The 23,031-nt window shown below is 74.9% G+C and carries 18 protein-coding genes; 13 read left to right on the top strand and 5 right to left on the bottom strand.

What is annotated here, in order from left to right; translation table 11 throughout:
• The first annotated feature begins 94 nt into the window (after positions 1-94).
• The 9 genes from AB0H53_RS14130 (at position 95) to AB0H53_RS14090 (ending at position 12,756) form a co-directional block, all read left to right on the top strand.
• A complete protein-coding gene (locus AB0H53_RS14130) occupies positions 95-2,980 on the top strand; it encodes an FAD-binding and (Fe-S)-binding domain-containing protein (RefSeq protein WP_362111438.1) in 2,886 nt (961 codons plus the stop codon).
• Positions 2,981-3,146: 166 nt separating this feature from the next.
• The gene (locus AB0H53_RS14125) at positions 3,147-4,055 is read left to right on the top strand and encodes an EamA family transporter (RefSeq protein WP_362111585.1); all 909 of its coding nucleotides are present in this window, start codon (positions 3,147-3,149) and stop codon (positions 4,053-4,055) included.
• 78 nt (positions 4,056-4,133) lie between these two features.
• A complete protein-coding gene (locus AB0H53_RS14120) occupies positions 4,134-4,925 on the top strand; it encodes a TIGR03084 family metal-binding protein (RefSeq protein WP_362111436.1) in 792 nt (263 codons plus the stop codon).
• Complete coding sequence (locus AB0H53_RS14115) at positions 4,922-6,658, top strand: acyclic terpene utilization AtuA family protein (RefSeq protein WP_362111433.1); 1,737 nt, start codon at positions 4,922-4,924, stop codon at positions 6,656-6,658. Before AB0H53_RS14120 ends, AB0H53_RS14115 begins: the two co-directional genes overlap by 4 nt.
• An 87-nt stretch (positions 6,659-6,745) precedes the next feature.
• Positions 6,746-8,344 (top strand): carboxyl transferase domain-containing protein, encoded by a 1,599-nt coding sequence (locus AB0H53_RS14110; RefSeq protein ID WP_362111430.1) that lies wholly within the window; start codon positions 6,746-6,748, stop codon positions 8,342-8,344.
• Positions 8,345-8,351: 7 nt separating this feature from the next.
• Positions 8,352-10,247, top strand: a complete 1,896-nt coding sequence (locus AB0H53_RS14105; RefSeq protein ID WP_362111427.1) for a biotin carboxylase N-terminal domain-containing protein — start codon at positions 8,352-8,354, stop codon at positions 10,245-10,247.
• On the top strand, positions 10,244-11,377 hold the full coding sequence (locus AB0H53_RS14100; RefSeq protein WP_362111424.1) for an acyl-CoA dehydrogenase family protein: 1,134 nt from the start codon (positions 10,244-10,246) through the stop codon (positions 11,375-11,377). The genes AB0H53_RS14105 and AB0H53_RS14100 overlap by 4 nt, the downstream gene beginning before the upstream one ends.
• Positions 11,378-11,434: 57 nt before the next feature.
• Entirely contained in the window at positions 11,435-12,172 is a 738-nt protein-coding gene (locus AB0H53_RS14095; protein WP_362111421.1) for an enoyl-CoA hydratase family protein, read from the top strand.
• On the top strand, positions 12,160-12,756 hold the full coding sequence (locus AB0H53_RS14090; protein ID WP_362111418.1) for a TetR/AcrR family transcriptional regulator: 597 nt from the start codon (positions 12,160-12,162) through the stop codon (positions 12,754-12,756). The genes AB0H53_RS14095 and AB0H53_RS14090 overlap by 13 nt, the downstream gene beginning before the upstream one ends.
• A gap of 45 nt (positions 12,757-12,801) precedes the next feature.
• On the opposite strand, the gene AB0H53_RS14085 is transcribed toward AB0H53_RS14090, so the two are convergent.
• A complete protein-coding gene (locus AB0H53_RS14085; RefSeq protein ID WP_362111415.1) occupies positions 12,802-13,902 on the bottom strand; it encodes a citrate synthase 2 in 1,101 nt (366 codons plus the stop codon).
• Between the two features lie 298 nt (positions 13,903-14,200).
• Between AB0H53_RS14085 and pdxH the strand changes: the two genes are divergently transcribed.
• Positions 14,201-14,833 carry a pyridoxamine 5'-phosphate oxidase gene (gene pdxH / locus AB0H53_RS14080; RefSeq protein WP_362111582.1) on the top strand — a complete coding sequence of 211 codons (633 nt, stop codon included), beginning with the start codon at positions 14,201-14,203 and terminating at the stop codon, positions 14,831-14,833.
• 346 nt (positions 14,834-15,179) lie between these two features.
• A complete protein-coding gene (locus AB0H53_RS14075) occupies positions 15,180-16,574 on the top strand; it encodes a PAS domain-containing protein (protein WP_362111412.1) in 1,395 nt (464 codons plus the stop codon).
• Between the two features lie 49 nt (positions 16,575-16,623).
• On the opposite strand, the gene AB0H53_RS14070 is transcribed toward AB0H53_RS14075, so the two are convergent.
• Entirely contained in the window at positions 16,624-17,379 is a 756-nt protein-coding gene (locus tag AB0H53_RS14070; RefSeq protein ID WP_362111409.1) for an SIS domain-containing protein, read from the bottom strand.
• Positions 17,380-17,554: 175 nt separating this feature from the next.
• Between AB0H53_RS14070 and AB0H53_RS14065 the strand changes: the two genes are divergently transcribed.
• Together AB0H53_RS14065 and AB0H53_RS14060 are read left to right on the top strand one after the other, a co-directional pair.
• Positions 17,555-18,247 (top strand): metal-dependent transcriptional regulator, encoded by a 693-nt coding sequence (locus AB0H53_RS14065; protein WP_362111406.1) that lies wholly within the window; start codon positions 17,555-17,557, stop codon positions 18,245-18,247.
• A gap of 505 nt (positions 18,248-18,752) precedes the next feature.
• Positions 18,753-19,655, top strand: a complete 903-nt coding sequence (locus tag AB0H53_RS14060) for an alpha/beta hydrolase (protein ID WP_362111403.1) — start codon at positions 18,753-18,755, stop codon at positions 19,653-19,655.
• A 39-nt stretch (positions 19,656-19,694) separates the two neighbouring features.
• On the opposite strand, the gene AB0H53_RS14055 is transcribed toward AB0H53_RS14060, so the two are convergent.
• The 3 genes from AB0H53_RS14055 to AB0H53_RS14045 form a co-directional block, all read right to left on the bottom strand.
• Positions 19,695-21,287 (bottom strand): transporter, encoded by a 1,593-nt coding sequence (locus AB0H53_RS14055; RefSeq protein WP_362111400.1) that lies wholly within the window; start codon positions 21,285-21,287, stop codon positions 19,695-19,697.
• Complete coding sequence (locus AB0H53_RS14050) at positions 21,284-22,102, bottom strand: ABC transporter ATP-binding protein (protein WP_362111397.1); 819 nt, start codon at positions 22,100-22,102, stop codon at positions 21,284-21,286. The genes AB0H53_RS14055 and AB0H53_RS14050 overlap by 4 nt, the downstream gene beginning before the upstream one ends.
• A 96-nt stretch (positions 22,103-22,198) precedes the next feature.
• Positions 22,199-22,876, bottom strand: a complete 678-nt coding sequence (locus AB0H53_RS14045) for a bifunctional DNA primase/polymerase (protein ID WP_362111394.1) — start codon at positions 22,874-22,876, stop codon at positions 22,199-22,201.
• Positions 22,877-23,031: the final 155 nt, after the last annotated feature.

Here is a 23,031-nt window from a genome sequence, read left to right as displayed (position 1 = left end):
GGAGAACTGACGATCACTTTGGGAAGTTCTTGGGGGCTTTCTTACGAAGATCGGACCACATGCGGAGAAGCTTACGGCGCGGCATTCTGACTGGATGGGCGATCAGCGGCGGGAACGACAGCAGCGGCCGGAGCCAGGGCCACCGGCCCGGCGGGCCCGGCGGGACCCCGGACCCGGGGACCGGCGGGACACCGCGCGGCTCGCGCGGGCGCTGCGCGCGGCGGTGCGCGGCGAGGTGGACTTCGGGGCGGCGGCGCGGGCGCTGACCACCATGGACGCGTCCAACTACCGGCGCGTCCCGGTCGGTGTCGTCGCCCCGCGCGACGCGGCGGACGTGGCGGCGGCCCTGGAGGTGTGCCGGGAGCACGGGATGCCGGTGGTGCCGCGCGGCGCCGGTACCTCGATCGCCGGTCAGGCCACCGGCACCGGTGTCGTCCTGGACCTCACCCGTCACCTGGGCGGCGTCCTCGACGTGGACCCCGGCACCCGGACCGCCGTGGTGCAGCCGGGGGTGGTGCTGGACGACCTGAACGCGGCGGTACGCCCGTACGGGCTGACCTTCGGGCCCGATCCGTCCACCCACAGCCGGTGCACGCTCGGCGGGATGATCGGCAACAACGCGTGCGGCTCGCACTCGGTGGCCTGGGGCACGACGGCCGACAACGTCCGTGAGCTGTCGGTGCTCACCTACGGCGGCGCCCGGCTGCGCCTCGGGCGCGGCGGCTGGGACGGCGCGCCGGCCGGGTTGCGGGAGCTGATCGGCGGGAACCTCGTGGCGATCCGCACGGGCTTCCCCGAGGGCCTGCCCCGCAGGATCTCCGGCTACGCCCTGGACGCGCTGCTGCCCGAGCGGGGCACCGACCTGGCCCGCGCCTTCTGCGGCAGCGAGGGCACCCTCGGCGTGGTCACCGAGGCGGCCCTGCGGCTGGTCGACTCGCCGCCCGCCCGGGCACTCGCCGTCCTCGGGTACGCCGACGAGAGCCGGGCCGCGGAGGCGGCCCCCGGTCTCCTCCCGCACCACCCGCTCACCGTCGAGGGCATGGCCGAGGACCTGATCCGCGACCCCGCCGCCCGCGCCGCCCTGCCGCGCGGCGGCGCCTGGCTGTTCGCCGAGACCGGCGGGACGACCCCGCAGGAGGCCGCCGCCCACGCGGCCCGGCTGCTGCGCGCCGCCGACACCCCGCACGCCACCGTCGTCACCGACCCGGCCGCCCGGCGCGCCCTGTGGCGGCTGCGCGAGGACGCCGCCGGGACGGCCACCCGGGGCCCCGGGGGCACCGAGGCGTGGCCCGGCTGGGAGGACTGCGCGGTGCCGCCCGCCCGGCTCGGCCCCTATCTGCGCGCCTTCCGCGCCCTGCTCGCCGAGCACGGCCTGCGCGGCACGCCCTACGGCCACTTCGGCGACGGCTGCGTGCACGTCCGCGTCGACTTCGACCTCACCGGGCCCGAGGGCGTACGGCGCTTCCGGCGGTTCTCGTCACAGGCCGCCGACCTCGTCGTCGCCCACGGCGGCTCGCTCTCCGGCGAACACGGCGACGGCCAGGCCCGCGCCGAACTCCTGCCCCGGATGTACGGCGACGAACTGGTCGCCCTCTTCGGCCGGTTCAAGGACCTGTGGGACCCGGACGGCGGGATGAACCCGGGCGTGCTCGTGCGTCCGGCCCGCCTCGACGAGAACCTGCGCTTCGAGGTGCTGCCGCGCGAGCGCGTGGAGGTCGCCTTCGGCTACCCCGAGGACGGCGGTGACTTCGCGACCGCCGTACGGCGCTGTGTGGGCGTCGCCAAGTGCCGGGTCGCCGGGCCCGGCCGGGGCGCCGAGGTGATGTGCCCGTCGTACCGGGCCACCGGCGAGGAGCGGTACTCCACGCGCGGGCGCGCCCGGCTGCTGCACGAGATGCTGGCGGGCGAGCTGATCACCGGCGGCTGGAGGTCACCGGAGGTGCGGGAGGCGCTCGACCTGTGCCTGGGGTGCAAGGGCTGCCGCTCCGACTGCCCGGCGGGCGTCGACATGGCCACGTACAAGGCGGAGTTCCTGCACCACCACTACGCGGGGCGGCTGCGCCCGGCCGCCCACTACGCCCTGGGCCACCTGCCGCGGTGGCTGCGCCTCGCCGCCCCCCTCGCCCCCGTCGTCAACGCCGCCGCGGCCGTGGGCCCGCTGGCGGCCCTGGCCAAGCGGGCGGCGGGCATCGCCCCGGAGCGGGACATCCCGCGCCTCGCGCCGCGCACCTTCACCCGCTGGTTCCGGCGCCGGGACCGGGCGTCCGGGGACCTGATCCTGTGGCCCGACACGTTCACCGACCACCTCTCGCCGTCCGTGGGCCGCGCCGCCGTCACGGTCCTGGAGGCGGCGGGACTGCGGCCGGTCCTGCCGCCCGCCCGGGTGTGCTGCGGCCTGACGTACGTCTCCACCGGCCTGCTCGGCCACGCCCGTGCCGTCATGCGCCGCACCCTCGACACCATGGAGCCCGTCCTGGGCACGCCCGTGGTCGTCCTGGAACCGAGCTGCGCGGCCACCCTGCGGACCGACCTGACCGAGCTGCTCCCCGACGACCCCCGCGCCCGCCGCCTGGCCGGATCGGTCCGCACCTTCGCCGAGGCCGTCGAGGAGTACGCCCCCGACTGGCGGCCCCCGCGGCTGGACCGCCCGGTCACCGGCCAGACCCACTGCCACCAGCACGCCGTCCTGGGCGACAGCGCCGACCGCCGCCTGCGCGAGCGCGCCGGGCTCACCGGCGACCTGGCCGGCGGCTGCTGCGGGCTGGCCGGCGACTTCGGCCTCCGGCGCGGCCACTACGAGGTCTCGGCCGCCTGCGCCGAGGACCAGCTCCTCCCGGCCGTCCGCGCGGCCGGTCCCGGCACCGAGCTCCTGGCCGACGGCTTCTCCTGCCGCACCCAGCTCGCCGAGCTGGCGGGGGAGCGGGCCAGGCACCTGGCGGAGGTGCTGGCGGAGGCCCTGGAGGGGCGGGGCGGGGGCTGACGGGCGGCGCTTACGGTGGAGGGTGGGCTTCCGAGGTTTAGTGCAGTATGTTGTGCCGAAAGTCCAATCGAATGCACCTACTGGAAGAAAGTCGTGAGGCCCCGGTGTGAACGACGCCGCCCGTACGGACACCGCCGCCCGTACCGCAGACGCCTCGGCCGTCGCGCTGCCGGAGGCCGCCGCCGCGCATCCCCGGGCGGCCGTGGGGCGGCGGGTGGCGCTCGGGCCGGTGGCGCTGGTGGTGGCCGGCGGGCTGTCCGTCCAGTTCGGCGCGGCCGTCGCCGTGCTGCTCATGCCGCGTGCCGGAGCGCTCGGGGTGGTCACCCTGCGGCTGATCCTGGCCGCCGTCGTGCTGCTCGCGGTGTGCCGGCCCAAGGTGCGCGGGTACTCCCGGGCCGACTGGGGGACCGTACTGGCGTTCGGCGCCGCCATGGCCGGGATGAACATCCTCTTCTACCAGGCCGTCGACCGGATCCCGCTGGGCGCGGCCGTCACGCTGGAGGTGCTCGGGCCGCTCGTGCTGTCGGTGGCCGTCTCGCGGCGGCCGGTCAGTTTCGTGTGGGCCGGGCTGGCACTGGCCGGGGTGGTGCTGCTGAGCGGCGGGGGCTTCGACCGGCTGGACCCGCTGGGGGCGGCGTTCGCCCTGTCGGCGGGCGCGATGTGGGCGGCGTACATCGTCTTCAGCGCCCGCACCGGGCGCCGGTTCCCGCAGGCGGACGGGCTGGCGCTGGCCATGGCGGTCGGGGCGGTGATCAGCCTGCCGCTGGGCCTCGCCGAGGCCGGCTCCAAGCTGCTGGTGCCGTCGACCGTCGGGCTGGGCCTGGCCGTCGCGCTGATGTCGTCGGTCCTGCCCTACACCCTGGAGCTGCTGGCGCTGCGCCGGTTGCCCGCGCCGACCTTCGCCGTCCTGATGAGCCTGGAGCCGGCGATAGCCGCGACCGCCGGTTTCCTGGTCCTGAGCCAGGCGCTGTCCGTCACCGACGCGCTGGCCGTCGCCCTCGTCGTGGCCGCCAGCATGGGGGCGGTCCGGTCGCAGGCGGGCGGCCGGGCGGCCGGGGAGACCCGCACAAAGTAAAGCAAGCATGCTTGCTTGTTTTCGGTGGCGCTGCCATGCTCCGGGACACACACCGCCGTGTCCCGGAGGGAGCGCGCCGTGTCCGACGCCGCCGCGGTACTGCACGATCTGCGCGACGAGAGCGAGGAGCTGGACCGGCTGGTCCGGGACCTGACCGGGCCGGAGTGGGCCGCGCCCACCCCCGCGCCCGGCTGGACCGTGGCCCACCAGATCGCCCACCTGGCCTGGACCGACGCCGCCGCGCTGCTCGCCACCACCGACCCCGGGGTGTTCGCGGCCCGGGCGGCCCGGGCGCTCGCCGCCCCGGACTCCTTCGTCGACGAGGGCGCCGCGGCGGGCGCCGCCCGGCCGCCCGGCGAGCTGCTGGCCCGCTGGCGCGAGGGCCGCGACCGGCTCGGGCGGGCCCTGCTCGCCGCACCGCCGGGCGCGCGTCTCCCCTGGTACGGGCCGCCCATGAGCGTCACGTCGATGGCCACCGCCCGGCTCATGGAGACCTGGGCACACGGCCAGGACGTGGCCGACGCCCTCGGCGCCGTCCGGGCCCCGACCGCCCGGCTGCGCCACGTCGCCTGGATCGGGGTGCGCGCCCGGGACCACGCCTTCGCGGTACGGGGCCGCACGCCACCGGCCGCCCCCTTCCGGGTCGAGCTGGTCGCGCCGGACGGGGGCCTGTGGACCTACGGCCCCCAGGACGCCGGGCAGCGGGTCACCGGCCCCGCCCTGGACTTCTGCCTGCTCGTCACCCAGCGGGCGCACCGCGACGACCTGGCGGTACGGGCGGAGGGCCGCGACGCCGACCGGTGGCTGGACATCGCCCAGGCCTTCGCCGGCCCGGCGGGCGCCGGCCGCCCGCCCCGGAGGGCGGCATGAGCCCGGGAGTGCTGCGGATCGGCAACGCCTCCGGCTTCTACGGCGACCGGTTCGACGCCGTGCGCGAGATGCTCACCGGTGGCGAACTGGACGTCCTGACCGGCGACTACCTCGCCGAACTCACCATGCTCGTCCTGGCCAGGGACCGGCTGAGGGACCCGGCCCTCGGCTACGCCAGGACCTTCCTGCGCCAGATGGAGGAGGGCCTGGGGCTCGCCCGGGAACGCGGCGTGCGGATCGTGACCAACGCGGGCGGCCTCGACCCGGCCGGCCTCGCCGGGGCGCTGACCGCGCTCGCCGGCCGCCTCGGCCTGCCCGTGCGGATCGGGTACGTGACGGGCGACCGGCTGCCGGCCGGCGAAGGGGCGACCGCCGGGGAGGGAGTGCTGACGGCCAACGCCTACCTGGGCGGCGCGGGCATCACGGCCTGCCTGCGCGGCGGGGCCGATGTGGTGGTGACCGGCCGGGTCACGGACGCGGCGCTGGTCAGCGGTCCGGCGGCGTGGTGGTTCGGCTGGGGGCCGGAGGAGTACGACCGGCTGGCGGGCGCGGTGGTGGCCGGGCACGTCCTGGAGTGCGGGACCCAGGCGACCGGCGGCAACTACGCCTTCTTCCGCGAGCACGACGTCCGCCGCCCCGGTTTCCCGCTCGCCGAGCTGCACGCGGACGGAACGGCCGTCATCACCAAGCACCCCGGGACGGGCGGGGTGGTGGACACCGGGACGGTCACCGCGCAACTGCTGTACGAGACCGCGGGCGCCCGGTACCCGGGACCGGACGTCACGGCCCGGCTGGACACCGTACGGCTGGCGCAGGACGGACCCGACCGGGTGCGGATCAGCGGCGCACGCGGCGAGGCGCCGCCGCCGACGCTCAAGGCCGGGCTGAACCGGCTGGGCGGCTGGCGCAACGAGGTCGTGTTCGTGCTGACCGGGCTGGACATCGAGGCCAAGGCCCGGCTGGTGCGGGAGCAGATGGAGGACGCGCTGGGCGCCTCGCGTCCCGCCGAGGCGCGGTGGGAACTGGCCCGCACCGACCGGCCGGACGCCCCCGACCAGGAGACGGCGAGCGCGCTGCTGCGCCTGGTCGTGCGGGACGCCGACCCGGAGCGGGTGGGCCGGGCGGTGAGCGCCGCGGCGGTCGAGCTGGCCCTGGGCAGCTACCCGGGCTTCCACCTGACCGCGCCACCGGGGAAGGGCGCGCCGTACGGGGTGTTCGAAGCGGTGCACGTGGACGCCGACGCGGTGGAGCACGTCGCCGTACTGCCCGACGGGACGCGCGGCGTGGTCGGCCCGCCGGTACGGACCCGGGTCCTGGAAGCCGTACCGGAACCAGAGCTTCCGCCGCCGCTGCCGCCGGGGCCGGTGCGGCGCGCACCGCTCGGGCTGGTGGCCGGGGCGCGCAGCGGCGACAAGGGCGGGGACGCCAATGTCGGTGTGTGGGTACGCACGGACGACGCCTGGCGCTGGCTCGTCCACACGCTGACCGTCGAGCGGCTGCGCCACCTGCTGCCGGAGGTGCGGCCCCTGGCCGTCGAACGGCACGTCCTGCCCGGTCTGCGCGCCCTGAACTTCACCGTCGCCGGGCTCCTCGGCCAGGGCGTGGCCGCCCAGGCGCGGTTCGACCCGCAGGCCAAGGCGCTCGGCGAATGGCTGCGCTCCCGGCACCTGCCCGTCCCGGTACGGCTGCTCCCGCCCCACGAGGGCCGGCGGCCGGCCCCCGGGAGCCCATGACCGCCGCCGGCCCGCCGTACCCGGCCGCCCGCCCGGCCCGCCGTACCCGGCCCGCCCGTACCCGACCGCCCACCGGAGGCGACCGACGTGACCGTTCTCCCCTCGGCCCTGGACACCGCCGCACCCGAGTACGCCGCCCACCGCGCCGCCATGCTCGCCAAACTGGCCGCCCTGGACGCCGAGCACGCCAAGGCCCTGGCGGGCGGCGGCGGGAAGTACGTCGACCGGCACCGCGAACGCGGCAAGCTCCTGGCCCGCGAGCGCGTCGAACTGCTCCTCGACCCCGACGCGCCCTTCCTCGAACTGTCCCCGCTCGCCGCCTGGGGCAGCGACCACGCCGTCGGGGCCTCCCTGGTCACCGGCATCGGCGTCGTCGAGGGCGTCGAGTGCCTGATCACCGCCAACGACCCGACCGTGCGCGGCGGCGCCTCCAACCCCTGGACGCTCAGGAAGGCCCTGCGCGCCAACGAGATCGCGTACGCCAACCGGCTGCCCTGCGTCAGCCTGGTGGAGTCCGGCGGCGCCGACCTGCCCTCGCAGAAGGAGATCTTCATCCCCGGCGGGGCGCTGTTCCGCGACCTCACCCGGCTGTCGGCGGCCGGCGTCCCCACCGTCGCCGTCGTCTTCGGCAACTCCACCGCCGGCGGCGCCTACATCCCCGGGATGTCCGACCACACCGTCATGATCAAGGACAGGTCGAAGGTCTTCCTCGGCGGTCCGCCGCTGGTCAGGATGGCCACCGGCGAGGAGAGCGACGACGAGTCCCTGGGCGGCGCCGGGATGCACGCCCGTACGTCCGGCCTCGCCGACCACTTCGCGGTGGACGAGCGGGACGCGCTGCGCCAGGCGCGCCGGATCGTCGCCCGGCTCAACCACCGCAAGGCGCACCCCGATCCGGGCCCCGCCGAACCGCCGCGGTACGACCCGGAGGAACTGCTCGGGATCGTCCCCGGCGACCTGAGGAGTCCCTTCGACCCGCGCGAGGTGATCGCCCGCATCGTGGACGCCTCCGACTTCGACGAGTTCAAGCCGCTGTACGGGCCGAGCCTGGTCACCGGGTGGGCCTCGCTGCACGGCTATCCGGTCGGCGTGCTGGCCAACGCCCGGGGCGTGCTGTTCAGCCAGGAGGCGCAGAAGGCCGCCCAGTTCGTCCAGCTCGCCAACCAGCGCGACATCCCGCTGCTCTTCCTGCACAACACCACCGGTTACATGGTCGGCAGGGAGTACGAGCAGGGCGGCATCATCAAGCACGGCGCCATGATGATCAACGCGGTGTCGAACTCCCGGGTCCCGCACCTGAGCCTGCTCATGGGCGCCAGCTACGGGGCCGGGCACTACGGCATGTGCGGGCGCGCCTACGACCCGCGCTTCCTGTTCGCCTGGCCCAGCGCCAAGTCCGCCGTCATGGGCCCGCAGCAGCTCGCCGGTGTCCTGTCGATCGTCGCGCGGGCCTCGGCCGCGGCGAGGGGACAGGCGTACGACGAGGAGGGCGACGCGGCGCTGCGCGCCATGGTGGAGCGGCAGATCGAGTCCGAGTCCCTGCCGATGTTCCTGTCCGGGCGACTGTACGACGACGGGGTCATCGACCCGCGCGACACCCGCACCGTGCTCGGGCTGTGCCTGTCGGCGATCCACACCGCCCCGGTCGAAGGCGCGCGCGGCGGCTTCGGCGTCTTCCGGATGTGAGGCCCTGATGACCATCGAGACCGTCCTTGTCGCCAACCGGGGCGAGATCGCCTGCCGCGTCTTCCGCACCTGCCGGTCGCTCGGCATCGGCACGGTCGCCGTGCACTCCGACGCGGACGCCTCGGCGCTGCACGTCCGCGAGGCGGACGCGGCGGTACGGCTGCCGGGATCGGCGCCCGCCGACACGTACCTGCGCGGTGACCTGGTCGTCGCGGCCGCGCTGGCGGCGGGCGCGGACGCGGTGCACCCGGGCTACGGGTTCCTGTCCGAGAACGCCGGCTTCGCGCGGTCCGTGCTGGACGCGGGCCTGGTGTGGATCGGTCCCCCGCCGGAGGCGATCGAGGCGATGGCGTCCAAGACCCGGGCCAAGGAGCTGATGGCGGCGGCCGGGGTGCCGCTGCTGGCCCCCGTCGACCCGACGGGGGCCGGCCCCGGGGACCTGCCCCTGCTGCTGAAGGCGGCGGCGGGCGGTGGCGGCCGGGGCATGCGGGTGGTCCGGGACCTGGCCGTCCTGCCGGACGAGCTGGCCGCGGCGGCGGCCGAGGCACGGTCGGCGTTCGGCGACGGCGAGGTGTTCGCGGAGCCGTACGTCGAACACGGCCGCCACGTCGAGGTGCAGGTGCTCGCCGACGCCCACGGCACGGTCTGGGCGCTGGGCACCCGCGACTGCTCGCTCCAGCGGCGGCACCAGAAGGTCATCGAGGAGGCCCCGGCGCCCGGCCTGGACCCCGCGCTCCGGGAGTCCCTGCACACCTGGGCGGTGGCCGCCGCCGAAGCGGTCGGGTACGTGGGCGCGGGCACCGTGGAGTTCCTGGTCGCCGGCGGCCGGGCGTACTTCCTGGAGATGAACACCCGGCTCCAGGTCGAGCACCCGGTCACGGAGGAGGTGTACGGGATCGACCTGGTCGCCCTCCAGCTCCGTACCGCCGAGGGCGCGGCGCTGGCGGGCGGCCCGCCGCCGCCGCGCGGCCACGCGGTGGAGGCCCGCCTGTACGCCGAGGACCCGGCCCGCGACTGGACGCCGCAGACCGGCACCCTGCACGCGCTGGAGGTGCCCGCCGGGGAGGGCCTGCGCGTCGACACCGGATACGCGGCCGGTGACCGGGTGGGCGTCCACTACGACGCCATGCTGGCCAAGGTCGTCGCCCGGGCGCCCACCCGCCCCGAAGCGGTGCGCAGGCTGGCCCACGCGCTGGCCCGCGCCCGGGTGCACGGCCCGGTCACCAACCGCGACCTGCTCGTCAGGTCGCTCGGGCACCCCGACTTCCGCGCCGCCCGGCTCGACACCGGGTTCTACGAGCGGAACCTCGCCGCGCTCACCGGGCCGCCCGCCGGTGAGGCGTACGCGGCCGTCGCCGCCGCGCTGGCCGCCGCCGCGGGCCGCGGCGGGCGGTTCGGCGGCTTCCGCAACGTACCGTCGCAGCCGCGAAGCGCCCGGTACGGCGATCACGAGGTCCGCTACCTGGCCACCCGGGACGGCCGCTTCACCGTCGAGTCCCACCCCGGGGTCCGGCCGGTCCACGTCACGCCCGAGTACGTACGCCTGGAGGTCGACGGAGTCGTACGGGGCTTCCAGGTGGCCGTCCACGGCACCCATGTCCACGTCGGCCCCCACCGCCTGGCCGTCCACCCCCGGTTCGCCGATCCGGCGGCCCGCGCGGAGCCGGGCTCACTGCTGGCGCCGATGCCCGGCACCGTCGTCCGGGTGGCCGATGTGGGGACCGGCGACCGGGTCGAGGCGGGGCAGCCGCTCGTCTGGCTGGAGGCGATGAAGATGGAGCACCGTATCGCCGCTCCCGCCTCCGGCACGCTCACCGCGCTCCACGCCGTCCCCGGCCACCAGGTCGAGGTCGGTGCCCTGCTCGCCGTCGTCCGCACCGCCGTACCGGAGGAGACCTCATGACCAGCGTGGTCGAAAGCGAAGAGCACCGGGCGCTGCGCGCCGCCGTCGCCGCCCTCGGCCGGCGCCACGGCCGCGGCCACGACCGGGACGCCCTGTGGGCAGAGGCCGGCAGGCTCGGCTACCTCGGCGTCAACCTGCCCGAGGAGTACGGCGGCGGGGGCGGCGGCATGGCCGAGCTGTCCATCGTGCTGGAGGAGCTGGGCGCCGCCGGGTGCCCGCTGCTGATGATGGTGGTCTCCCCGGCCATCTGCGGCACCGTCGTCGCCCGCTTCGGCACCGGCGAGCAGAAGCGGCGCTGGCTGCCGGGCCTGGCCGACGGCACCCGCACCATGGCCTTCGGCATCACCGAGCCCGACGCCGGCTCCAACTCCCACCGCATCACCACCACCGCCCGGCGGGACGGCGGCGGCTGGGTCCTCACCGGGCGCAAGGTGTTCGTCTCCGGAGTGGACATCGCCGACGCCACGCTCGTCGTCGGCCGCACCGGGGACGAGCGCACGGGGCGGCTGAAGCCCTGCCTCTTCGTGGTCCCGCGCGACACCGAGGGCTTCGGACGGCGCCGGATCGACATGGAGCTGCACGCCCACGAGAAGCAGTTCGAGCTGACCCTGGACGAGGTACGGCTGCCCGCCGAGGCCCTGGTCGGCGACGAGGACGCCGGGCTGCTCCAGCTGTTCGCCGGACTCAACCCCGAGCGGATCATGACCGCCGCGTTCGCCGTCGGCATGGGCCGCCACGCGCTCGGACGGGCCGTCGCCTACGCCCGGGAGCGCCAGGTCTGGCGGACCCCCATCGGCGCCCACCAGGCCATCGCCCACCCCCTCGCGCAGGTCCACATCGAACTGGAGCTGGCCGCGCTGATGATGCGCAAGGCGGCCCACCTGTACGACGCGGGTGACGACACCGGCGCCGGCGAGGCCGCCAACATGGCCAAGTACGCCGCCGCCGAGGCCTGCGTCAGGTCCGTCGACCAGGCCGTGCACACCCTGGGCGGCAACGGGCTGACGCGTGAGTTCGGGCTCGCCTCCCTCATCACCGCCTCACGAGTGGCACGCATCGCTCCCGTCAGCCGGGAAATGATTCTCAACTACGTGTCCCACCAGACCCTGGGACTGCCCAAGTCCTACTGACCAGCGACGACCGGGAAGGACCCCCGGCGCCGTCCTGCTGAGGGAGCGAGAAGGCGTATGACGAGGCCCGTCACCGCCGCGCACGAGCGTGGCATCACCACCCTGACCCTGAACTCGCCGGACAACCGCAACGCCCTGTCGGCGCGGCTGGTGCGCGAGCTGTCGGAGGCGCTGACCGACTGCGCCGCGGACCCGGCGGTACGGGCGGTGGTGCTCACCCACACCGGTGCCACCTTCAGCGCCGGCGCCGACCTCAAGGCGCCGCCCAGCCCGTACACCTTCGTGGCCCTGCTGCGGCAGATCGTGGAGTCCCCCAAACCGGTGGTGGCCCGGGTCGCCGGGCACGTACGGGCCGGGGGGCTGGGGCTGGTCGGCGCGTGCGACATCGTGGCGGCCGGGACGGGCGCGGACTTCGGGCTGACGGAGGTCAGGATCGGTGTGGCGCCCTCGGTCATCTCGCTGTCCCTGCTGCCGCGTCTGGACCCGCGGTCCGCCGCCCGCTACTACCTCACCGGTGAGCTCTTCGACGCCGTGGAGGCGGCCCGGATCGGCCTGGTCACCGTGGTCGGGGACGACGTGGACGCGGCCCTGGCCCCCATCCTGGACGGGTTGCGCCGGGCCTCCCCGCGGGGGCTGGCGGAGGCCAAGCGGCTGGTCACGGCTAGGGTGCTGGAAACCTTCGAGCGCGACGCGGAGGACCTCGTGCAGCGCTCGGCCTCGCTCTTCGTCTCGGCGGAGGCCCGCGAGGGAATGACGGCCTTTCTCGAACGGCGGGACGCTGCATGGGTGTTGTGACGTCGGCGGCAACGACCAGAGCACCGAAGCAGGACCGCAGCCGGGCCACCCGGCAGCGACTGCTGGAGGCGGCGGTGGCCTGCCTGGCCGAACGGGGCTGGGCGGGCTCGACCGTCTCGGTGGTCGCCGAGCACGCCGGCGTCTCGCGCGGCGCCGCCCAGCACCACTTCCCCACCCGCGAGGACCTGTTCACGGCGGCCGTCGAGTACGTCGCCGAGGAACGCTCCCAGGCGCTGCGCGACCTGCCGGTGCAGAGCCGGGCGGCGGTCGTGGCGGCCCTGGTCGACCTGTACACCGGGCCGCTGTTCCGGGCCGCCCTGCACCTGTGGGTGGCGGCGTCGAACGAGGAGCAGCTACGGGGCCGGGTGACCGAACTGGAGGCCAGGGTCGGCCGCGAGACCCACCGCATCGCCGTCGAACTGCTCGGCGCCGACGAGACCCGGCCGGGCGTCCGGGAGACCGTCCAGGGCCTCCTGGACATGGCGCGCGGTCTCGGGCTCGCCAATCTGCTGACGGACGACACCGCCCGCAGGCGCCGGGTCGTCACCCAGTGGGCGGAGCTCCTGGACGAGGCCCTGGGGTGACCGGGTGGTGCCCCTCGGCGAAGGGGCACCCCGGCGCACCGGACGTCAGCCGGTGATGTCCTCGAAGCCGGCGATCTCGCGCGGGCTGCGCGTACCCGGCCCCACGTACCGGGCCGAGGGGCGCACCAGCCGGCCGGTGCGCTTCTGCTCCAGGATGTGGGCGCTCCACCCGGCCGTGCGGGCACAGGTGAACATGGACGTGAACATGTGCGCCGGGACCTCGGCGAAGTCCAGCACGATCGCGGCCCAGAACTCCACGTTCGTGGCCAGCACCCGGTCCGGGCGGCGGGCGTGCAGCTCCTCCAGGGCGGCCTTCTCCAGGGCCTCGGCCACCTCGAAGCGCGGCGCGGCCAGCTCCTTGGCGGTCCGCCGCAGCACCCGGGCGCGCGGGTCCTCGGCGCGGTAGACCCGGTGGCCGAAGCCCATCAGCCGCTCGCCCTTGTCCAGGGCCCGCCTGACGTACGCGGTGGCGTCACCGGTGCGCTCGATCTCCTCGATCATGCCCAGGACGCGGGAGGGCGCCCCGCCGTGCAGCGGGCCGGACATCGCGCCGACCGCGCCGGACAGGGCGGCGGCCACGTCGGCGCCGGTCGAGGCGATGACCCGGGCGGTGAACGTCGAGGCGTTCATGCCGTGCTCGGCGGCGGACGTCCAGTAGGCGTCGACGGCCTTGACGTGCTTGGGGTCCGGCTCACCGCGCCAGCGGATCATGAACCGCTCGACCACCGACTGGGCCTTGTCGATCTCGCTCTGCGGCACCATCGGCAGGCCCTGGCCGCGCGCCGACTGGGCGACGTAGGACAGCGCCATCACCGCGGCGCGCGCCAGGTCGTCGCGGGCGCGCTCCTCGTCGATGTCGAGGAGCGGCTTCAGACCCCACACCGGGGCGAGCATGGCCAGCGCGGACTGGACGTCGACGCGGATGTCCCCGGAGTGCACCGGGATCGGGAACGGCTCCGCGGGCGGCAGGCCGGGGTTGAACGCCCCGTCGACCAGCAGGCCCCAGACGTTCCCGAACGAGACGTGACCGACCAGCTCCTCGATGTCGACGCCCCGGTACCGGAGAGCGCCGCCCTCCTTGTCCGGTTCGGCGATCTCCGTCTCGAACGCGACGACTCCCTCGAGTCCGGGTACGAAGTCGGACATCAGGCGGCTCCTCGTGATGTGTGCGACGGGTTGCGGTGTGTGTTCCCTGCCGCCCCCACCGCGGATGGTCACCCAGCGGTGTCGTCGGGATCGTAGGAAGAGAACAGTGACCCAGCCCATGAGTCTGTCGGGTTCCCCCGATGCGGGGAAGCGTGACATCCGGCACACTGCGCCGAACCCGTCGGCGGGATTAGCGCCACTCCGTGCCGGGCAAGCTGGCCTTCTGCGGCAGGATGGCTCCGTGACCGACGCTCTCGACCCCGCAGCCCTCGCCCCCGCGGCAGTGGACCCGGCCGACATGCGCGAGCAGTATCGGACCGCCGAGCTCGTGGAGTCCGCTCTCGCGCCGGAGCCGGTCGAGCAGTTCGACCGCTGGTTCCGGGAGGTGGTCGCCGCCGCCGCGATCCCCGAGCCCAACGCCATGGTCGTCTCCACGGCCTCCCCCGACGGCCGCCCCTCGTCCCGCACGGTGCTGCTCAAGCACTACGACCGGCGGGGCTTCGTCTTCTTCACCAACTACGGCTCCCGCAAGGGCGTGGAGCTGGAGAGCAATCCGTACGTCTCCCTGCTCTTCCCCTGGCACCCGATCGCCCGCCAGGTCGTCGTCACCGGTACCGCTTCCCGGGTGTCCGCCGAGGAGACGGCCGCCTACTTCCGCACCCGCCCGCACGGCTCCCAGCTCGGTGCCTGGGCGAGTGAGCAGTCCTCGGTGATCGGCTCGCGGGCGGAGCTGCTGGCCCGGTACGAGGAGCTGGCGGCCCGCTACCCCGAGGGCGAGCGGGTACCGGTGCCGCCGCACTGGGGCGGGTTCCGGGTCGCCCCCGAGGCGGTGGAGTTCTGGCAGGGCCACGAGAACCGGCTGCACGACCGGCTGCGGTACGTGCGGGACGGCGCCGGGACGGCCTGGCGGGTGGAGCGGCTCTGCCCCTGAACGGCAGGAACCCGTGGGCTCGGGTCCCTCCGGAGAGGAAGCCGGCCGGACGTACCGGCGAGCCCACGGGTCGGTGACTGCTGGGATTTCGGCAGGTGGCCTGCCGATGTGCACGGAGTGCGACGACGGGCCGACTAGCCCGCAGCCACCTCGCTTGTCCGGTGGGAAATCACTACCGAACCACCTCCTTTCCAACGTGGGACCCACCCTAGGCAGCGACCCGGCGCCGGACAAGGGAATTTCCGCCGACGGGATTTACCGGAACGGGGTGTGTCCTGAGTCACGTTCCAGTTGAATGGCGGTGGTGCGTCTGCACATCAGTACACGTCCTGCGGGGGGTGCCGGGATGAGTGCGTCCAGGAGCGAGGCAGCCAGTGCGCTCGGCCCCGACGAGCCGGGGCGGGCGGCCCCGGGAGCGGACCTGCTCGCCGCGCTGCTCGACGGGATGGACGCCGCGCTGTGCGCGTTCGACGCCGAAGGGGTGATCACCCACTGGAACCGGGAGGCCGAGCGGATCCTCGGCTGGAGCGCCGAGCAGGCCGTCGGGCGGCACGGGTTCGCCGGGTGGGCGGCCCGCGGCGCGGACGCCGGTGAGGTGCGGGCCCGGCTGATGGCCGCGATGGACGCGCCCGGGCGCCAGGTCCACGAGTTCCCGCTGCTCCGCGCGGACGGCGGCCGGGTCCTGGTACGGGCCCAGTCGGCCGGCGTGCGGGGCGCGGACGGCACCCCGGCCGGGGTGTACTGCGCGTTCAGCGAGGTCCACGCGCAGATCGACCTGGAGCGGTCCATCGCGCTGAGCGAGGCGCTGTTCGCGGACGTGTCCTGGGGCGTGGTCCTCGTCGACGTGGACCTGCGGCCCACCGTGGTGAACGAGTACGCGGCCAGGGCCCTGGGCCCGTCCCGTACGGCGCTGCTCGGCCGGCCGCTGGGGGAGGCGGTCCTCCAGGGCGTGGAGGAACTGGAGGGAGTCCTCCAGCACGTCCTGGCCGAGGGCGCTCCCGGCGCGCCGGCGGACCTGTGGGTGAGCGTGCGCACGGCGGACGGGGAGCGGCGGCGGTGCTGGCGCAGCGGGTTCGTCCGGCTGTCCTCGCCGCTCGCGGAGGAACCGGTTCCGCTGGGCGTCGGCTGGCTGTTCCAGGACATCACCGAGTCCAGACTCGCCGAGCAGGAGGCGGACCGGCTGCGCTTCCGGTCCAGTCAGCTCCACCGCGCCGGGTGCGCCGCCGCCGAGTGCGAGGACCCCCTGGAGGCGGCGGCCGTGTACCTGGACTTCGCGCTGGCCGGCTTCGCCGACCACGTCGTGGTGGACCTGGCCCGGGGTGAGCGCCTGGTCCGCGCGGCGGCCACTCCCACCGGGGCGCCGGGTCCCGTGGCGTGGACGCCGGACGCCGGCATCCCGGTGCGGTACGCGGCGGGGCACCCGGCGGTGCGGGCGGTGGACCGCGCCGGCTCGGTGCGCGCGAGCGCCCGCGGGGGGCGCCCGGCGCGGGAGTGGGCGGCCGGCCACCAGTGGCCCGGTGACGCGGTGCACGCCCTGTGCGTGGTGCTGCGCAGCCGGGGCCGGACCCTGGGCGTGGTGACGTTCCTGCGCGCGGGCGACCGGCCGGCCTTCGAGCGCCCCGACGCGGTGTACGCGGAGAGCGTGGCCGCCCGGGTGGCGGCGTCGGTGGACCTCGCGCGGGGGCCCGGGGCCGGGCCCGGCAGGGGCCCCCTAGCCCCTGCCGGGCCCGGCAGGGGCTAGGGGGTGTCCCGCCGGGCTCGCGGCGTCCGGCCCGATCGACGAGACACCCCTAGTGGCGGAAGAAGATGCGGTCGGCGTACTGGTCCATCACCCGGCCGTTCCACTCGTGGCCGCCGTCCACGTTGCCCGAGCGCAGCAGGGGCGGTTCGACGCCGCGGGCGATCAGGTGCTCGGTCGCCGCGGCCATGGTGGCCTGCATCAGCGCGCTGGTCACGACCGTGGAGGCCGGGGCGAACGGCGCGTCCACCGACTCATGGGTGAGCTCCGCGTCGCCCACCGCGATCTTGGAGTCCAGCACGATGTCGCAGTGGTCCTTCAGGAACGTGCCCGACGCGTGCCGGGACCTGGTCTCCCGCGCGTACGCCGGCGAGGTCACCCCGATGACCGTCAGGCCCAGGGCGCGCGCGTTCATCGCCATCTCGACGGGCAGGGCGTTGCGGCCGGACAGCGAGATGACGATCAGCACGTCCCCCGCCCGGGCCGGCGAGGAGTCGAGGACCGCGCCCGCCAGGCCGTCGACCCGCTCCAGCGCCGAGCCGAGCGTGGCCGGCATGACGTCGACCCCGACGACCCCCGGCACGGCGAGCAGGTTCACCGGAGCCAGCCCGCCGGCCCGGTAGACCACGTCCTGGGCGGCCAGCGAGGAGTGGCCGGCGCCGAAGACGAACAGGCGGCCACCGGCGGCGACGGCGTCGGCGACGGCCGCCCCGGCCGCGTCGATGTTCTCCGCCTCCTCGTCCCGGGCCCGCCGCAGCAGGCTGATCGCGGCGTCGAAGAACTGACCGGCCAGCTTGCTCTCGCCCATCGCCTGCCCCTTGTCGTCGTGTCGCCGATCACGTTGCGGTCCGGACCATTGCTCTGTCAATCCCGTCCGATGGCCGGTCCCGCACCGCTCGCGGCACGGTTGTCGGCGGTATGCGCAAGAATTGAGACAGGGCCAGCGCACCATTCTTTGAATGCCACAGCACCGAGGGGCACGTATGTCCGGACTGATCGACACCACGGAGATGTATCTCCGCACCATCCTCGAACTGGAAGAGGAAGGCGTGGTGCCCATGCGCGCCCGTATCGCCGAGCGGCTGGACCAGAGCGGTCCCACCGTCAGCCAGACGGTCGCGCGGATGGAGCGCGACGGTCTGGTGACGGTCGCCGGCGACCGTCACCTGGAGCTGACCGACGAGGGCCGCCGCCTGGCGACCCGGGTCATGCGCAAGCACCGGCTGGCCGAGTGCCTGCTGGTGGACGTGATCGGCCTGGAGTGGGAGCAGGTCCACGCCGAGGCGTGCCGCTGGGAGCACGTGATGAGCGAGGCGGTGGAGCGCCGGGTGCTGGAGCTGCTGCGCCACCCGACCGAGTCGCCCTACGGCAATCCCATCCCGGGCCTGGAGGAGCTGGGCGAGCAGGCCGGGTCCGAGGCCTTCCTCGACGAGGGGATGGTGTCGCTGGCCGACCTGGACGCGGGCCCGGACGGCAAGACCGTGGTGGTGCGCCGGATCGGCGAGCCGATCCAGACCGACGCCCAGTTGATGTACACGCTGCGGCGGGCGGGTGTGCAGCCCGGCTCGGTGGTGAGCGTGACCGAGTCGCCCGGCGGTGTGCTGGTCGGCAGCAGCGGTGAGGCGGCCGAGCTCGGCGCCGATGTCGCGTCGCACGTCTTCGTCGCCAAGCGGTAGCCACCGGCCCGGCTCCCCGCCCCGGTTTCGCCTTCCGGCCCCCCGCGCCCTTTTCTCCGGTCCGTCCGGTCGGGGAACGCGCTTTCGTACGGAACGGCAGCGCCCGGGGGCCTCGCGTGCCAGTCTGGGTGCAGGCATATGACCTGAGGGTGTGGGCCGCCGGCCACGGCCGCCGCCGCACCGGGGAGGGAGCGGGTGCCATGGCCTCGGCCGTTCGCCGTCGCGCGTACCCCCGGCACATGGAGCGCCCCGGCGCCCGATCGCGGCGCCGGGGCGTCACCTCCCCTGTGTCGACCCGGAGCCCCGAGCTCCCAGGGTCGTTCCCGTCGGGCCCTTTTCCCCGAGTGGCCCGCCTCCCGTTGAAGATCTCCCCTCGGCGGCGCCCGTCAACCCTTGAGCGGTGTCACTCGAACGAGCGGTGTTGTGGCCCGGACCCCCGTTTTCGAATATAGGTTCGATAGTCTGACCGGGCTCGTACGACCGACAGAAGGGGGTGCCAGGCCGGATGGCGCGACGTATCGACCTGACCGGAGCCGATGGCTTACGCCTCGCCGCGTGGGACTTCGCCGACCCGCCCAAGGGCCCGGAGCCCGGTGGCGCCGGCCGGGCGCCGGACCGGGCGCCCGGGGTGCTGCTGCTGCACGGTCTGATGGGCCGTGCGGCGCACTGGGCCTCCACCGCCCGCTGGCTCACCGAGCGGTACCGGGCCGTCGCCCTCGACCAGCGCGGTCACGGCCGCAGCGACAAACCGGCCGAAGGACCCTTCACCCGCGAGGCCTATGTGGCCGACGCCGCCGCCGCGATACAGCAGCTCGGACTGGCCCCCGTCACCCTCGTCGGCCACTCCATGGGCGCGCTGACCGCGTGGCAACTGGCCGCCCAGCGTCCCGACCTGGTCCGTGCCCTGGTCATCTGCGACATGCGGGCCTCCGCCCTGGGCGCCGCGTCCCAGCGGGAGTGGGAGGACTGGTTCCACTCCTGGCCCCTGCCCTTCGCCACGCTCGCCGAGGTGCGCACGTGGTTCGGCGAGGACGACCCCTGGACCGAGCGGCCCAACCCCGCGCGGGGTGACTTCTTCGCCGAGGTGATGGCCGAGCGCGCCGACGGCTGGCGCCCCGTCTTCTCCCGGCGCCAGATGCTCGTCTCGCGCGAGACCTGGGTGCACGACGCCCACTGGGAGTCCCTCGCCCAGGTCCGCTGCCCCACCCTCGTCGTGCGCGGTCTCGACGGCGAACTGGGCCGCGCCGAGGCCCAGGAGATGGTCCGGGTCCTGCCCCACGGCCAGTACGCCGAGGTGCCGGACGCCGGCCACCTCGTCCACTACGACCAGCCGGACGGCTGGCGGGCGGCGGTGGAGCCGTTCCTGGAGGAGACCACCGGTCACCACCATCCCGCCCCCGCCCGCTGACGCGTCCCCCGGTCACCCGCCCCACCGGCGGCCGGGGCGTCAGGCTCTGCTCACCGCCGCCAGGATCTCCGGCAGGCGCCGCGCCGTCCTCGGGGCGGCCAGCCGCAGGCCCGCCCAGGTGAGCAGCACCGCCCAGGCCGCGCCCAGCGGGAGCGGCAGCCAGAGCCAGGACTCCGCGCCCGCCATGTGCAGCCAGATCGTCAGCGCGATCACCGGGGCGGACAGCAGGGCCGCCGCGACCATGCCGCCCAGGACGGACAGCCACGCCAGGCCCGCCTGCCCGGGCGCCACGTTCTTGTAGGCGCTGTCCTGCGGGATCGAGTACGGGAAGCGCGAGGAGGCGACCGCGCCGGTGCCGAGCATCGCGCCCAGCACCGCCAGGGACACCCCCAGCGCGTCCGGCAGACCGCGCCAGTCGCCCAGGACCGCCGCCGTCGCCACGGTGACCAGCACCATGTACGGCAGGGTGATCACCAGCAGGGCCAGGGTGCGCGCCCGCAGTTCGAGGTAGGCGTCCCGTGCCGAGGAGATCGTCATGGCGACCATCCAGAAGGCCGAGGTGTCCTGGCCGAACTGGTTGTAGGTCTGCGCGCCGAGCATCACCGCCGCGAAGCACGCCAGGTAGACCGACCCGGAGCCCTGCAGGGCGTTGAATAGCGGCACGATCAGGCCGACCGCCAGCGAGGTCACCCACGCCGCCTTGGTCTTGGGATCACGCCACACGTACCGCAGGGTGCGCTGCATCACCGCGCCCGTGCGCCCCTGGGGCCACAGCTTGCCTGGCCCGGAGGCCGACGCCCGGCCGTCGCGGCGGGACGGTCCGGCCGCCGCCAGGGTCGAGCCGTCCGGCGCCGTCATCAGCTTCACCAGACTGCGCCGCCACGCGAACAGCAGCGCGGCCAGCGCCGCCACGCTCAGCAACAGGCGTGCGGCGGCGATGCCGTACGCGCCCTCGCCCGCCGCCTCCACCGCGCCGAGTGCCGACGCGGGCGGGATCCACCGCACCACCTCGGCGGCCGGCTCCAGGGCCGACAGGCCGCCGGCCCGGCCGAGCCGCTGCACCCCGAAGTTGACGAACTGCGCGCCCACCGCGATCACCAGACCGCTCAGCACCGCCAGGTCCCGCCCCTTGCGGGAGGTCAGCAGCCGGATGTTGGCCGCCGCGACCGCCCGGGCCAGTGCCACGCACACCAGCAGCACCAGCGGCACGGCGAACACCGCCACCGCCACCGCCGCCGCCCCGTGCGCCAGCGCGACGGCCGAACCGACCGCCACACACAGCGTGAACAGCGGCCCGATGCCCACCAGCGAGGACACCAGCAGCGCGCGCACCAGCGGCGACGGCCGCAGCGGCAGCATCACCAGCCTGGTCGGGTCCAGCGTCTCGTCACCGCCGGGGAAGAACAGCGGCATCACCGCCCAGCTCAGCGCCAGCATCCCGGTCAGCAGCACCACCAGCGCGCCCGCGTGCGCCTCGCCCCGCAGCGCCACCAGCCCCAGCAGCAAGGCCGCCGCGAACAGCAGCGCCAGGACGGCCGAGGTGACATACGCGGCGGTGCGCCCCGTCGACCGCCGCAGCCCGCTGCGCAGCAGCGACAGCTTCAGCCGTACGAAAACCCCCGTGAGCGTCACCGGCCACCGCCCAGCCAGTCCAGCGACTCGCCCGTGTCCCGGCCCGTGGCCCCGACCAGTTCGAGGAACGCGGCCTGCAACGAGGGCGCCTGGCCCCGTACCTCCGCCAGCGGGCCCTGCGCCCGGATCCGGCCCGCCGCCATCACGGCGACCCAGTCGCACAGCGACTCCACCAGCTCCATCACATGGCTGGAGAACACCACCGTCGCCCCCGACCCGGTGTACCGCTCCAGCACCCCCCGGATCGTCTGCGCCGACACCGGGTCCACGCCCTCGAACGGCTCGTCCAGGAACAGGACTTCGGGGTTGTGCAGCAGCGCCGCGGCCAGGCCTATCTTCTTGCGCATCCCGGTCGAGTAGTCGACCACCAGCTTGTGCTGCGCCCCCGCGAGGTCCAGCACCTCCAGAAGCTGCGCCGCCCGCTTGTCGACCTCGGCACCCGGCAGCCCCCGCAGCCGCCCGGTGTACGCGAGGAGCTCCCGTCCCGACAGCCGCTCGAACAGCCGCAGCCCCTCCGGCAGTACCCCGATCCTGGCCTTCACCTCGACCGGGTCGCGCCACACGTCGCGCCCGGCCACCTCGACCCGGCCGCCGTCGGGGCGCAGCAGGCCCGTCACCATCGACAGCGTGGTGGTCTTGCCGGCGCCGTTGGGCCCTACCAGGCCGATGAACCGGCCCGCCGGGAACGTCAGATCGACTCCCGCGACGGCCACCTGTTCACCGAACCGCTTCCACAGCCCCTCGACACGTACGGCGGGCGGCGCCGTACCCGGCGTCCCACCCGCCGCGTCCACCGTCGTCGTCTGGTCCGGCATGGTCACTGCCCTCCGTAGTCCCCGTCCGGTACGGGGCCCACCCTATGTACGCGGCCATCGCGCGGGGGAGGGTCGGAGACCGGCAGTTCCCGCTGGTCAGCCTTGCCGGGCACGCACCGCCGCGGCGTCCCGGCCGCAGGCGTACGCCAGCGGGCTGATCAGCTCCTCGACGTCCGGCAGCCACCGGTTGGCGGGGGTGGGCCGGCGTGCCCACTGCACCGCCCCGTGCCCGCCGACCCTGGTCGGCGGGGCGGCGACGTACTGCCCCTCGCCGTGTCCGACCAGGTCGACGGCGCTCGCCGACCAGCCCAGCTTCCGCACCAGGTCGGGCGCCTTGGCCGCGCCGCCGGGCAGCACGAAGAACAGCATCCGGCGGTCCGGGGTGCAGGTGACCGGGCCGAGCGTCAGGTCCATCCGCTCCATCCGCGCCAGCGCGAGGAAGCCCGCCGACTCCGGCACGTCCAGCGCGTCGAAGGTACGGCCGGTCGGCAACAGGATGGACGCCGTTGGCTGCTTGGCCCACATCCGGCGCGCGGCCACGGCACTGCCCGTGGCCTGTGTCGCCCAGTCCGGCCGGGCCGGGTGCGCGCCGGGCGCCGGGCAGTTGGCGTCGCCGCAGCTGCACCGCTCGGTGCCGCCGACCGCCTCCAACCACGTACCGGGGAACACGTCCCAGTGCCGCTCTTCCGCATACCGCACGGCACTGTCCAGCAGTTGCTCACCTCGCTGTTTGGGGATCTGTGCGGCTTCGGTGACTCCGAGGGTCTCTTCCACGGAAAGGCTCAACTACGGGTGGCATCCGGGGTTACGGGGCGCGGGAGGGGAGGCCGAGGAGCATCGATTCGCCATGCGGGGCGCATGGATGCACCGGCGGGGGCGCGCGTGGGGAGGGGGAGCGATGGGTGGGTAGCCACAGTCGGGAGTCACAC

It is taken from the genome of Streptomyces sp. NPDC050856, from assembly GCF_040653855.1.
Classification (GTDB): Bacteria; Actinomycetota; Actinomycetes; order Streptomycetales; family Streptomycetaceae; genus Streptomyces.
The sequence above is the reverse complement of the archived record's forward strand: the minus strand, read 5'-3'. Positions and strand labels throughout refer to the sequence as shown.

Coding starts and splice junctions, on each gene's coding strand:
- AB0H53_RS14130 (WP_362111438.1), top strand. CDS start 95: ATGGGCGATCAGCGGCGGGAACGACAGCAGCGGCCGGAGCCAGGGCCA.
- AB0H53_RS14115 (WP_362111433.1), top strand. CDS start 4,922: ATGAGCCCGGGAGTGCTGCGGATCGGCAACGCCTCCGGCTTCTACGGC.
- AB0H53_RS14105 (WP_362111427.1), top strand. CDS start 8,352: ATGACCATCGAGACCGTCCTTGTCGCCAACCGGGGCGAGATCGCCTGC.
- AB0H53_RS14100 (WP_362111424.1), top strand. CDS start 10,244: ATGACCAGCGTGGTCGAAAGCGAAGAGCACCGGGCGCTGCGCGCCGCC.
- AB0H53_RS14095 (WP_362111421.1), top strand. CDS start 11,435: ATGACGAGGCCCGTCACCGCCGCGCACGAGCGTGGCATCACCACCCTG.
- AB0H53_RS14090 (WP_362111418.1), top strand. CDS start 12,160: ATGGGTGTTGTGACGTCGGCGGCAACGACCAGAGCACCGAAGCAGGAC.
- AB0H53_RS14085 (WP_362111415.1), bottom strand. CDS start 13,902: ATGTCCGACTTCGTACCCGGACTCGAGGGAGTCGTCGCGTTCGAGACG.
- pdxH (WP_362111582.1), top strand. CDS start 14,201: ATGCGCGAGCAGTATCGGACCGCCGAGCTCGTGGAGTCCGCTCTCGCG.
- AB0H53_RS14075 (WP_362111412.1), top strand. CDS start 15,180: ATGAGTGCGTCCAGGAGCGAGGCAGCCAGTGCGCTCGGCCCCGACGAG.
- AB0H53_RS14070 (WP_362111409.1), bottom strand. CDS start 17,379: ATGGGCGAGAGCAAGCTGGCCGGTCAGTTCTTCGACGCCGCGATCAGC.
- AB0H53_RS14065 (WP_362111406.1), top strand. CDS start 17,555: ATGTCCGGACTGATCGACACCACGGAGATGTATCTCCGCACCATCCTC.
- AB0H53_RS14060 (WP_362111403.1), top strand. CDS start 18,753: ATGGCGCGACGTATCGACCTGACCGGAGCCGATGGCTTACGCCTCGCC.
- AB0H53_RS14050 (WP_362111397.1), bottom strand. CDS start 22,102: ATGCCGGACCAGACGACGACGGTGGACGCGGCGGGTGGGACGCCGGGT.